This is a genomic window from Burkholderia sp. BCC0419 (assembly GCF_902830285.1).
GTDB lineage: Bacteria > Pseudomonadota > Gammaproteobacteria > Burkholderiales > Burkholderiaceae > Burkholderia.
In genome coordinates, this window is record NZ_CADESR010000006.1 from 1 (window position 1) to 12,904 (window position 12,904).

Annotated in this window: 8 protein-coding genes; 4 read left to right on the forward strand and 4 right to left on the reverse strand. The window is 69.5% G+C overall.

The features are described 5' to 3' along the window. A partial coding sequence (locus HWW87_RS25440; RefSeq protein ID WP_175822609.1) for an RNA-guided endonuclease TnpB family protein occupies positions 1 to 1,041 on the reverse strand: 1,041 nt, incomplete at its 3' end. 92 nt (positions 1,042 to 1,133) lie between these two features. Between HWW87_RS25440 and HWW87_RS25445 the strand changes: the two genes are divergently transcribed. From HWW87_RS25445 to HWW87_RS25455, 3 genes are all read left to right on the forward strand, one after another. Then, the gene (locus HWW87_RS25445) at positions 1,134 to 2,192 is read left to right on the forward strand and encodes an HlyD family secretion protein (protein ID WP_175822610.1); all 1,059 of its coding nucleotides are present in this window, start codon (positions 1,134 to 1,136) and stop codon (positions 2,190 to 2,192) included. After that, on the forward strand, positions 2,189 to 3,613 hold the full coding sequence (locus HWW87_RS25450) for an efflux transporter outer membrane subunit (RefSeq protein ID WP_175822611.1): 1,425 nt from the start codon (positions 2,189 to 2,191) through the stop codon (positions 3,611 to 3,613). The genes HWW87_RS25445 and HWW87_RS25450 overlap by 4 nt, the downstream gene beginning before the upstream one ends. Before the next feature lie 138 nt (positions 3,614 to 3,751). Beyond that, positions 3,752 to 4,735, forward strand: a complete 984-nt coding sequence (locus HWW87_RS25455; RefSeq protein ID WP_175822612.1) for a LysR family transcriptional regulator — start codon at positions 3,752 to 3,754, stop codon at positions 4,733 to 4,735. Positions 4,736 to 4,776: 41 nt separating this feature from the next. Here HWW87_RS25455 and HWW87_RS25460 read toward each other — a convergent pair whose 3' ends face one another. From HWW87_RS25460 to HWW87_RS25470, 3 genes are all read right to left on the reverse strand, one after another. After that, positions 4,777 to 5,451 carry a response regulator gene (locus HWW87_RS25460; RefSeq protein WP_175822613.1) on the reverse strand — a complete coding sequence of 225 codons (675 nt, stop codon included), beginning with the start codon at positions 5,449 to 5,451 and terminating at the stop codon, positions 4,777 to 4,779. 104 nt (positions 5,452 to 5,555) lie between these two features. Next, a complete protein-coding gene (locus HWW87_RS25465; protein ID WP_174433147.1) occupies positions 5,556 to 5,927 on the reverse strand; it encodes a response regulator in 372 nt (123 codons plus the stop codon). Between the two features lie 54 nt (positions 5,928 to 5,981). Beyond that, the gene (locus tag HWW87_RS25470) at positions 5,982 to 7,457 is read right to left on the reverse strand and encodes a winged helix-turn-helix domain-containing protein (RefSeq protein ID WP_175822614.1); all 1,476 of its coding nucleotides are present in this window, start codon (positions 7,455 to 7,457) and stop codon (positions 5,982 to 5,984) included. Positions 7,458 to 7,761: 304 nt separating this feature from the next. Here HWW87_RS25470 and HWW87_RS25475 point away from each other — a divergent pair, with 304 nt between their 5' ends. Continuing rightward, the gene (locus tag HWW87_RS25475; RefSeq protein WP_175822615.1) at positions 7,762 to 12,888 is read left to right on the forward strand and encodes an ATP-binding protein; all 5,127 of its coding nucleotides are present in this window, start codon (positions 7,762 to 7,764) and stop codon (positions 12,886 to 12,888) included. Positions 12,889 to 12,904: the final 16 nt, after the last annotated feature.

Here is a 12,904-nt window from a genome sequence, read left to right on the forward strand (position 1 = left end):
GATTCCCACACCTGGCGATGCACGTCCGCATCGGAGAATGTTCAACGCAGCGTTGGTATCTCGATCATGCTCGACACCACAGTCACTGCAGGCCCACTCTCTTACTCGCAGTCCCGCGATACCTTTCGGCCGCGTCGTGCTGTCTTTCGACCCGCACGACGAACAGGACTGGGTGGAACCCCTTTCGTCGACTTCCTCGAACGTGGCTCCGTGCGCCATCGCTTTGTAGCGGAGCTTGTTTCGGAAGGACGACCAGGATGCGTCGTAGACGCTTTTCGCCATTCTGGTTCTGGCGAGCTTCGCGGCCGACACGTTGCCGACCGCGATGTAATCGAACCGCCGCACCAGATCGAGCGCGAGCTTATGCTGGAAGTCGGCACGGGCATTCGCGATCTTTGCGTGCAGCTTCGCGATATGTCGCTTGTGCTTTCGCGCCCGTTGCGCTTTCGCCAGCTTTTCCGCCGCGCGTCGACCGAACTGGTCATTGGGCAGCTTTTCTCCGGTCGAAAGTGTGGCGAAGTCTTTCAGGCCGAGATCGATGCCGACGCCGGAACGGACCGGGCGGGCCGGCACATCCGGCATCTCGATCACGATGTTGAGAAACCAGTCGCCGCGTGCATCCTGCGCAAAGTTGGTCCCGTCCTTGATCTTGCCTTCGGGAAGCGGTCGGCTGTTGAACACGCGAAACGTGTTGCCGGCGAAACGGAACGCGTCACCCTCGCGCTTCAGGTCGCGCCCCTTCAGCGGCACCCAGCCCAGAGATTTCCTGCCGCGATAGCGCAAGTAGGGCCGACGGTGCTGACTGCGCGACTTCGCGTATTGCTCGCACGTCGCGTTGATCGTGCCGGAGTGGATGCCGAGCACCTTGCTGCTGCCGGTCGTGAGCACATTCAAGTCGAAACCGGTCGGCCACTTCTTGCTCCACTTGAGCGCATGCTTCTGCGTGTCATTGCAGAAGTTCCAGACGTAGTTCACCGCGCGGCTCTGCTTGTTGAGCAGTCCGTTGAGCGACTTCACCCGGTAGCGGTAGACAAGGATCATGCCGGTGATCCTAACCCGTGGAAGAAGCTGCCTGTCAACTGCGCTCCTTTCCTTCCCGCCATCAATGGCGGGGTTTCTCGGAGCAGATTCTGATGACCTCACCCTCACCGAATCCTTCTTCCACTACGCCGGCTGCTTCGCCGGCGCCGCCTGCCGCGCCCGCACGCTCGCACCGGCCGGCCATCGTCGCGATCGCCGCGATCGCGCTGCTGCTCGTCGCCTTGCTCGTGTACGAGTTCGATGCACGCGATCGCGGCACCGACGACGCGTACGTGACCGGCCACCTGCACGTGATCTCGCCGCGCGTCGCCGGCACGGTCGAGCGTGTGCTCGTCGACGACAACCGGTTCGTCCATGCCGGCGACGCACTCGTGCAGATCGACCGGCGCGATTTCGACGTGCGCGTCGCGGCGCAACGCGCACGCGTCGCGCAGGCGCACGCCGATGCGAGCCGCGCACACGCGCTGATCGAGCAGGCGGACGCGGCGCTCGTGTCGGCCCACGCTGATGCCGACAAGGCCGAGCTCGATTACGCCCGCGCCCGCGAACTGACCCGCGAGACGCCGCGCGGCTTGTCGAAGCAGGAATTCGATGCGGCCGATGCCGCCCGCAAGTCCGCCCGCGCACGCGTCGCGGCGGCCGATGCGCAACGGCGCAGCGCACTCGCCGCCGCTCAGGCCGCCGACGCCGCGTCGAGCCAGAACGATGCCGAATTGCACGACGCGCTGCTGCAACTCGGCTACACGGCGGTCGTCGCGCCGTCGGACGGCTACGTCGGCAAGAAAACCGTCGAGACCGGCGAGCACATCGCGCCCGGCCAGGCGCTGCTCACGCTGGTCGAGCCGCATCCGTGGGTCGTCGCCAATTTCCGCGAGACGCAGCTTCGGCACGTGCGCACCGGCGACGTCGTGCAATTGCGCTTCGATGCGCTGCCGCAGCGGGTGTTCACCGGCCACATCGACAGCCTGTCGCCCGCGACGGGCGGGCAGTTCGCGCTGCTGCCGCCGGACAACGCGACCGGCAATTTCACGAAGGTCACGCAACGCGTGCCCGTCAAGATCCTGCTCGATGGCCCGGCCGTATCGGAGCCGCGCATCCGGCCCGGGCTGTCGGTCGTCGTCACGCTGCAGCGCAGCCGCGAATCGCGATGACGCGCGCGCTCGCCCTGCTCGCCGCGAGCCTGCTGGCCGCGTGCTCGATCGCACCGCAGCCGCTCGCGCCCGTTCCGGTCGAATCCGACCGGTTTCGCCATGCCGATCCGTCGGCCGAGCGCGCGGCGTCGCTTGCCGCGTGGCCCGCGTGGTTCGGCGATCCGCAACTCGGCACGCTCGTCGACGCCGCGCTCGCGCGCAACCTCGATATTCGCGCGGCGGCCGCGCGCGTCGACCAGGCGCAGGCGCTGCTCGGCGTGCGCGATGCCGCACTGGCGCCGAGCGTCCGTGTCGATCCGTCGTTCAGCCGCACGCGCGTGTCCGGCACGGTCGACAATGCGCTGCCGAAGCGCACGATGCACAACTGGTCAGTGCCCGTCACCGCAAGCTACGAAGTGGACCTGTGGGGCCGGCTGCGCGGCGATGTAGACATCGGCGCGCAGAACGTGCTGCAGGCCGCAGCCGATCGCGATGCCGTTCGCCTGCGGGTCGCGACCGAAGTGGCGGTCGACTACCTGACGCTGCGCTACGTCGACGACGATCTCGCGACACTCGCCAGAGCGATCGGGCTGCGGCGCACCGCGCTGGACGTGATCGCCGCACGTGTGCGGGCCGGCGCGGCGAGCGACCTCGACGCGCTGCGCGCATCGGCCGATCTCGATACCGCGCGTGCGGATCTCGCCGACAGCCAGCGGCTGCGCGAGGACCTCGTCGACGCCATGGCGGTGCTGACCGGCGTGTCGCCGACCGCGTTCGACATCGGCACGAGCGCAGTGCCCGTGTGCATGCCGGACGTGCCGCCCGGGCTGCCGTCCACGCTGCTCGCGCAGCGCCCGGACGTATTCGCGGCCGCGCGGCGCGCCGATGCGGCGTCGCTCGAGCTCGGCATCGCGCGCACCGCGTGGTTGCCGACACTGACGCTGACCGCCGACGGCGGCTTCGCGACCCGCGACCTGCGCTCGTTTCTCGACCGGAACAGTTCGCTGTGGAGCCTCGGCGCGAACGTCGCGCTGACGCTGTTCGACGGCGGCAAGCGCGATGCCGCGGTGGCCGCCGCGCGGGCCGGCATGGACCTCGCCGATGCGAACTATCGCGCGGCCGCGATCGCCGCATTGCGCGACGTGCAGGATGCGCTCAACGACATCGCCGCGCAAAAGGAGCGGATCGTGCGCTACGACAACGCGGCGCGCGCGACCGACGCGGCGGCGCGACTGTCGCTGAGCCGCTACGCGCACGGTTATGTCAGCTACCTCGAAGTCATCGATGCCGATCGCGATGCGCTGAATGCGCGACGTCAGCTGATTCACAGCCGGCAAGCGCTCGCGATCGCGACGGTGAGTCTCGTGCGCGCATTGGGCGGCGGGTGGACGCCGCCGGAATCGACCGCGGTGCGCGATGCGAATCGCGCCGAGCGCCGCTGAAAAGTGCGCCGCGCACGCCTGATAGAGGCGCAAGGATATTCAGGCGCCGCTTAAGCTTAACTCACGTTTTTTGCGTTGCCCGGCGCGCCCGCCACGCATAAATTGAATGCTGTCAGCATTCACGAAGCGGGACCCGATATGGATCGCCTGAAAACGCTCGAGATTCTCAAGACCGTCGCCGAACAAGGCAGCTTCACGAAGGCCGCCGAAGCGCATCAGCTCGGCGTTCCGCACATCAGCCGCGCGATCCGGTGTCTCGAGACGTCGCTCGGCGTGCTGCTCCTGCATCGCACGACGCGCAAGGTCACGCTGACCCGGGTCGGCCAGGACGTGCTCGAGCAAGCGAATGCGCTGCTGCAGCAATACGAGCGTTTCTCCGCGTGCTGCCGCTTCAACGCGAACGAGATGCAAGGCGGCGTATCGATCGCGGTGTCGAACCTGTTCGGCGCCGATCGTCTGGTGCCCGTGCTCGCCGACTTCAATCGGCAACATCCACTGGTGCAGATTCGTATCGACTGGGTCGATCACGCGAACGCGACGCTCAGCGGCGACGCGGACCTGTCGATCGTCACCGGTCCCACGTCGAGCCTGACGTGCGTCGAACGGCGCCTCGGCCGCGTGCCGATGGGCCTGTATGCGAGCCCGCGTCATCACGCGGAGTGCGGCAGGCCGGATTCGCCGCAGGCACTCGAACGCGTGGGTGCGCGCGGCGCGCGGCCGGCCGGCGACGTGTCGGCCTGGCCGCTGCGGCATCGCGGCACCGGTGCGAGCGCCGAGATCCGGCTGGCCGGCGCGATCCGGTCGAATTGCGCGGCCACGCTGATGCTCGCGACGGTACGGGGCGCCGGCTTTGCGGTGTTGCCCGAGCCGCTCGCGCGGCCGCTCGAGCGCACCGGCGAACTCGTGCGCGTTTTGCCTGACTGGCAGATCGCCGATCTCGACGCGTCGCTGCTCTATCATTCGCGCCGCAATCTGCCCGCCCGCATCCGGACGCTCGCCGAGCATCTCGTCGCGGCATTCGCCGACACCCCCGACATACGGAATGCGCAACCGCGCGGCGACGTGCCGCCGCGCATCGCACACGCGCGCGCGCGTGAAGCCGCCAACCCGATGGCCGCGTGAGCGCGACGCTTGGGCTCGCTCGCCGGCGCCTGCCCGCGGCCTCAGTCGCGACCGCCGACGGGCTGAATACCCAGGGCTTCGGCCTTGCGCACGAGATCGGGCAGCGTGCGCGCGAGCATCTTCTTCATGACCTGCGCGCGATGGACCTTGACCGTGATTTCCTGAAGGCCGAGATTCGCGGCGACCTGCTTGTTCATCAGCCCCGCGATCACCTGGCTCATGACCTCGCGCTCGCGCGGCGTCAGCGTCGCGTATGCATCGCGGATGGAATCCAGCGCGCGGTCCTGCGCGCGGCGCTCGCCGTCGCGCGCGAGTGCGCGGCCGACCGCATCGAGCATCTCGTCGTCATCGAACGGCTTCGTCATGAAATCGAGCGCGCCGCCCTTCATCGCCTTGACGGTGGTGGCCACGTCACCGTAGCCGGTCATGAACAGGATCGGCAGGTGCAGTCCCGCGCGCGCCGCTTCTTCCTGCACGGCGAGCCCGCTCTCTTCGTCGAGATGCACGTCGAGGATCAGGCAGCTCGGGACGTCGGGCCGGCTGAACGCGAGAAACGCGCGAGACGATCCGAACGTTTCGACGCGAAACCCGGCCGAGCGCAGCAGCGCGCTCAGCGCGCGTCGCAGCGTGTCGTCGTCGTCGACCACGTAGACGATCGACGCGGCATCGCCCGCGCCGTGCCGACCGATCGATGGAGTATCCGGCGTGCTCGCCATCGCGTTTCCTGCCCAGCGCTGAATTGATGTGATCGGATGATAAACGAAGCGGCTGCGCGGTGAAATACACGCAGCGAAGCTGCATCGTGGCGGGTTTCCGCGGCTCACGCGCCGCGCGCGCCCGACGCGATGTCGTCGATCAGATCGAGGATATCGTCGGACGAAAACGGCTTGCGCATGAACGCGACGGCGCCCTGCGCGAGCGCGCGCCGGACCGACTCGTCGTCGCCGTGAGCGGACATCATGATCACCGGCATCGTCGAGCCGCGCTGAATCAGCAGCCGGTGCACCTCGAGGCCGCTGATTCCCTTCATCTTCAGATCCACGAGCGCGCAGGCCGCGGTGTCCCGCGGCCCGGCCGCGAGGAATTCCTCGCCCGATGCATACGTCAAGGCGGTATGCCCCGCCGACTTCAGCAAGTTGCCCAGACTCTTACGGACCGACGCATCGTCATCGATGATGCAAACAATCGCCATGAAATGAAAACCTGAAATGGATGTCAATGCGCCGCATCGCGGCACGCGAACGCGTCACGCGCACTGCATGTCGGCGCGCGCCGACTGCCGCGCGTGCGCGAGCGCCGGCACGCCGACGCCGAACGACGCGCAGCGCGCCTGCACGCGGCCTGCTTCGCCGGATTCGGCCAGCTTCTCGAGCGCATAAGCGCGAACCAGCTCGAGCAGCGAATAGCGCTTCGAAAGCCCCAGCGGATGGACGACCAGCAGCGATTTCGACGCGAGACTGACGAGGCAGTCGAGCACCTGCTCGGCGCTCAACTCGTCGCATGCGGCGAGCGCGCACGCCGCGTCGAGCTGGAACGCGTCCGGAAACGCCGCGAGCCGGCACAGCACGGTGCGCTCGGCATCGTCGAGCAGCCGGTAGCTCCATTCGATCGTCGCCCGCAGCGTCTGCTGGCGCGGATGCGCGGTGCGCAACCCGCCGGACAGCGACAGCAGCGACTTGTCGAGATCGGTGGCCAGCCCCTGGATCCCCAGCGACGCGACGCGGGAGGCGCCGAGTTCGAGCGCCAGCGGCAGACCGCTCAGGCGCCGGCACACGGTCGCGATCGCATTCAGCGTATGCGTGTCCGCGGCGATGTCGGTACCCATCGCCCGCGCACGCGCGACGAACATGCGCACGGCGCAGCATGCGACGATCTCGGCATCGCTCGCGCCGGCCGGCGGCACGGCGAGCGGGCCGAGCCGGTACACGCGCTCGACGCCGACGCGCACCGGTTCGCGGCTCGTCGCGACGAGCATCGCCCCCGGGTTCGATTCGACGATCGCGTCGCACAGGTCCGCCAGCGCGTCGACGTGCTGTTCGGCGTTGTCGAGCACGAGCATCACGCGCCGCTCGCCGATCGCGCGCACGACGTCGGCCGGCTCGGCGTTGTGCTCGTCCGGCTTGCCAAGCGCCGCGAGCACCGCGCATTCCGGCGCGGTGCCGCGCGGCCAGCACGCCAGATCGATCCGATACAGGTCGATGCCGAGCGACGCCGCGCGCGCGGCGGCCACCTCGAGGGCCAGATGGGTCTTGCCGACCCCGCCCGGGCCGACGAGCGTGACGAAGGCCTCGCGCTCGAGGAGCGCGTGCAGTTCAGCGGCCTCCCGTTCGCGGCCGATCAGCGGGCATTTGCGCGGCGATGACCATCCGCGCGCGGCCATCGCGCGCGGTGTGCCGTCGAACGGACGTTCGGTTCCGGCCAGATCCAGCGGCGGAGCGAGACGGTATCCGCGGCCCGACTCGGTGCGGATCCAGCCGTGCTTGCCGCCGAACAGCTTGCGCAGCGTCGAGATATGCACCTGGATGTTGTTTTCTACCACGACCGTGTTCGGCCAGACCGCATCCATGATCGCCTCCTTCGACACGAGCCTGCCGGCCGCCCTCACCAGCAGCTCGAGGATCTCGAAGGCGCGCGCACCGACATAGTGCGGCTGCCCGTCGACGCAGACTTCCCGGCATTCCAGGGAAACCGTGACCCGCCCGAACGTATACATGATGCTCATCCGCTTGACCGTCGCTGAAGTGTTGCGCGTCGCGCCGTGTGGCGGGCGTCGCGCGCTGTCGCCGGCTCCGGCGCGTCGGCGCGGGTGGAAAGCAGGCTTGACCGTATGCTAGGGCGTGCCGCCGACCTCGACCACTATCCATAGGTTTAACGTCTGCGGCGGTGCCGCGCTGGCAGGAGGGGCTGCAAATTCTCTCCGGCTGTCGGACAATGCACGCGCCGGCCCCTGACGCGGGCGGCACGACCGGCTGCGCGGCATGATGTGCTGCCGGCCCTGCGCCATTCCACCTTACCGCACCACGAACGTGAACATTCCCTTGCGCGCCGCCGAAGGCGCTACCCGGATGGACCCCGACTGGCTGGCCCGTGCGACGCCGACGAATGTCGCGCGCGCCGAGGACATGCTGACGTTCGACCTCACGGACCCGGCGACGGGCATCGTGTGGTCCGCGCGCGAGACCCGCTGGGAGTTCGATCTGCGCTGCCGGCAGTTCGAGCGTGAATACGCATTGGGCACGGCGCTCGATCCGGCGCGGGCGATCGCACCGGTCGCGCTGATCCGGGCCGGCGGCGGCCCGGTGCTCGTCTATCCGGGCGTCGAGGGCCGCACGTTCGACACGCTCGCCAACGAGCGCATGGCGCTCGACACGTTTCTCGATCTCGCACTCGGTGCCGTGCGCGCGCTTCACGAACTGCATTGCCGCGGCTGGCTGCATGGCGACGTGCGGCCGGCCAGCTTCGTCGTCACGCAACCGGGCGCCGTCAAGCTGGGCGCGTTCGCCCATGCGCGCAAGCGGCACGCCGACCCGGCGGAACCCCCTGCGCGGCATACGCCGCGCGCGGATTTCGCCCCGTACGCGGCGCCCGAACTCGCGCACGACGCGAACGTCGACGAACGCGCCGATCTCTACGCGCTGGGCATCACGCTGTTTCGGCTGCTCACGGGCGCGCTGCCTTATAACGCCGCGTCGACGTCCGAATGGGTACACGCGCACGTCGCCATGCAGCCGTGTCTGCCGGCGGCGTTGCGCGACGACACGCCGGCCGTGCTGAACGATCTCGTGCTGAAGCTGATTGCCAAGGAGCCGGCCGATCGCTACGCGTCGTGCGAAGCGCTGCGCGACGATCTCGAACGGCTGCGCCGCGACTGGCACGCGCTCGGCCGCGTCGCACCGTTCGCGCTGGGCGGCGGCAATGCGCTCGCCCGCGTGCATACGCCCGACCTGCTGGTGGGCCGCGACGCCGACGCCCGAAGGCTCGCCGACACGCTGGCGGGCGTGGCCCGCACCGGCGAAACGGCGCTCGTGCTGATCGACGGACCGGCAGGCGTGGGCAAGACGGCACTCGCCGAACACTTTGCGCGCCATGCGCGCAGTACCGCGCCGGCGTCGTGGCGGACCTCGGCGAAAGTCGACCCGTTCCGGCCCGCCGCGCCGTACGCGCCCGTCGTGCGGGCGTTGCGCTCGCTGTTCGGCAGCGTGCTGGCCCGGCCCGACGACGAGATCGCCGCGGTCGCGGCACGGCTGCGCGACTGCATCGGCGCGCATGCGAACCTGCTGTCGGGCATCTTTCCGGAACTCGCGTGGCTGCTCGATGTGGACCCGGTTGCGCTCGGCCGTACGGATCCGGTCCCGGAATTTCACCTGTGCCAGACCGTCGTCAACGCATGCCGTGCGTTCGCGGCGCCCGCGGCCCCGCTCGTCATGTTGCTGGACGACATCCATGGGGCCGACGACGCCACGCTCGCGTTTCTGGCGTCGATCGCCGCCGATCCGCCGGCGAACGTCTGTATCGTCGCCGGCTATCGCAGCGAGGCCGAGCATTCGCCGGCATTTCGCCGCTTCCTGCGCGACCTCGAGCGCACCCGCGTGTCGACCGTCACGCTGGCGCCGCTCGAACCGCACGACGTCACGACCCTGCTCGCCGGCATGCTCAGCGATACGTCCGGCGATCTTCCCGCGCTCGCGCGCATCGTGCACGGCAAGACAGGCGGCAATCCGTTCTACATTCAGCAGATGCTGCGCTCGCTGATCGAGGAGCGGCTGCTCGCGTATGACAGCGCCGCGCACGCATGGCAGTGGCGTGCGGACGAAATCGTCGCGTACCGCGCGGCGGAGAACGTCGTGGATCTGGTCGCGCTGCGGATGCAGCGGTTGCCGGCCCAGTCGCGAACGCTGCTGTCGCTGCTCGCATGCATCGGCAGCGAAGCCGAAGAAGCGCTGCTCGGCACGACCTCCGGCAACACGCGCAACGAACTGCGGTTCTGGCTGGACCCGGCCCGGCAGGCCGGCCTCGTATCGCTGCACGGCGACCGTTGGCGCTTCACGCACGACCGCGTGCTCGAGTCCGTCTACGCGGCGAGCGCGCCCACGGAGCAGGCGGCGCGGCATGCGGCCGTCGCGACCGCGATGCTCGCGTGCGCGGAGCCGCAGCATACCGACACGCTGCTCGCGCTCGCGACGCAGATCGAGCGTGGGATCGCCGCACCGCTCGACGACGGCCTTGCGCTCGCATTCGCGGATGCGCTCGTGCGGGCCGCGCAGGCCGCCGCCGCGATCGCGGCGCGCGAGCGCGCACTGTCGTTTCTCGCGTCGGCGCAAACGCTGCTCGGACCGCACGCGTGGTCGCAACACTACGACGTGATGAGCCGGATCGGCAGGCTGCGCGGCGGCCTGCTCCTCGCGAGCGGCGAAACGGCGCAGGCGGCCGACACGATCGACGAACTGCTCGCGCGTGCCGGCACGCCGGCCGATCGCGCGGAGGCACACCGGCTCAAGGCAGCGCAGCTCACGGTCGAATCGAACTACCGCGAGGCGGTCCGCGTCGCGCTGGCCGGTCTTGCGGTGCTCGGGGTTCATCTACCGGAGCGCCCATCCGACGCCGACCTCGAAGCAGCGCGCGACGCGGTGCGCGACGCCCTCGCCGGCCGCGCGATTGGCGAACTGGTCGACCTGCCCGTGACGACCGACGCGCGCGTCGAAGCGACGATGGCGCTGCTGACCGCGCTCGAGGCCGCGATGTTCTATCCGAGCAACGGGCTGATGCTGCTGCACTTCGCGACGATGGTGCAGCTCACGCTGCGCCACGGCGTCACGGCCGCGTCGGTGCAGGGGCTCGCGTGGTACGGCGTGAGCATCGCCGAACACGACGCCGCGTACGAAGCCGGCTTCGAATTCGCGAAGGTGGCGCTCGCGCTGGTGGAGCGCCACGGGTTCGAGCGCTACCGCTCCGCGGCGCTGATCGCGCTCGACCAGGTAAGCGTCTGGTCCCAGCCGCTGTCATACGCGCTCGAGCGGGCCCGCGACGCGAAGGCAGCGGGCAACGCGAGCGCCGAGCTGCGCTGGATGTGCTACAGCTGCAACCACATCGTGAGCGACCTGCTCGCGATGGGCGAAGCGTTGCCGGTCATCCGCGACGAAATCGATCCGCTGCTGGCGATCGCGCGCGGCGCGCGCTACGACGACATCGTCGATCTCGTGTCCACCCAGTCGGAATTCGTCGATGCGCTGCAGCGCGGATACGACCGGCCGGTCGGCACGTGGCGCACGCGCGCGGCAACGAAAACGCCGATGTCCGTGTTGCAGTTCTGGACCTGCGTGCTCGACGGCCAGGCCGCGTTCCTGTTCGGCGATGCCGACGCCGCACGCGCGGCACTCGACGCGGCCGCGTCGTTCGCGTGGTCGACACCCGCGCACATCATGCTGTCCGACTTCCACCTGTTCACCGTGCTGGCGGGCATCGCGAGCGAGCGCGGCACGACGCCGCCCGAGCAGCTGCTCGAACGCTACGCGCCGCAGCGCGCGCGTTTCGCCGCGTGGAGCGCGCTCAATCCACGAACGTTTCGCAACAAGCTCGCGCTGATCGACGCCGAATTCGCGCGCGTGCGCGGCGAGCACGTCGTCGCGATGCAGCAGTACGAAGCGGCGGCCGGGCTCGCGGCGGAAGGCGGCTTCGTGCACGAACAGGCGCTCGCGCATGAACTGGCTGGACACCACGCCGCGTCGCTCGAGCTGACCGGGCGCGCGCGCCACCAGTTTCAGCTCGCGCACGCGTGCTACCGGCGCTGGGGCGCGCTCGGCAAGACGGGGGCGATGGAAAGCCGGCATCCGTTCCTGATCATGGCCCCGGGCGCCGGCGGCACGGCCGCGCCCGCTCACGAGGACCCGGAGTTCGCGCTCGCGATGCGCGCCGCCCATTCGCTGTCCGAAGAGATCGTGCTGGAGCGCCTGATCCAGACGCTGATGCGCAACATGCTCGTCCACGCGGGCGCCCGCTCCGGCCTGCTGCTGCTCGCGCGTCACGACCGGCTCACGATCGAGGCGGCCGCGCGCGTCGTCGACAGCGACGTGATCGTCGATATCGCGCGCAGCGAACCGACCGGCGACGACGTGCCGCTGTCGATCCTGAACGCGGTGGCGCGCACCCGCAAGCCGATCGTCCTCGCCGACGCGCAGCGCGAAGGCATGCCGGACCACGTGGAGAGCCTGCGCACGCACCCCACGCGTTCGCTGTTCTGCCTGCCGCTGCTGAAACAGGGCACGCTGATCGGTATCCTGTATCTCGAGAACGCGCTGGCCAACGGCGTGTTTTCGGCACGGCGCATCGCGATGCTGGAAATGCTCGCGCCGCAGGCCGCCAATGCGCTGGAATCCGCACGGCTTTACGCGGAGCTGGTCGACGAGAGCGCGCGGCGGCTCGAGACGGAGGCCGCGTTGCAGCACGCGCGCACCGAGCTCGCGCGCACCGCGCACACGACGGTGATGGGCGAACTCGCCGCATCGATCGCACACGAGATCAACCAGCCGCTCACGAGCATCATGTCGAGCGCAGGCGCATGCCTGCGCTGGCTGCGCGGCGAGCAGCCCGATATCGGCGAAGCGCTCGCGAGCCTGGACGACATCCGCACCTCCGGCGTGCGGGCGGCCGACATCGTGCGCGCCTTGCGCGCGCTGGCGCGGCAGGCGCCGCCGGCGATGGCGCCGCTCGCGCTCGACGCGCTGATCCGCGACATGCTGCGCCTGACCGCGACCGAGATCGACGCGCAACGCGTCGCGTTGCACGTCGACCTGCGCTGCGACGACGTGCGCGTCATGGCCGATCGCACGCAGATCCAGCAGGTCGTCCTGAACCTGATCACCAACGCGCTCGATGCGATGGGCGGCCTCGGGACGCCACGCGAACTCGAGATCACGTCATCCCGCGACGGCGATCGCGTCGTCGTGACCGTCGCCGATCGCGGAACCGGTATCGATGCGGAGATTGCCGGCCGCATCTTCGATCCGTTTTTCACGACCAAATCGGACGGCATGGGCATGGGCCTCGCCATCTGCCGATCGATCACCGAGGCGCACGGCGGCTCGCTCGAGGCCGTGCCGCGCGATGCGGGCGGCACCGCGCTGACGTTCCGCCTGCCGGTGGCGGCCGCCCGCTGACCGGGCGTGCATGGCG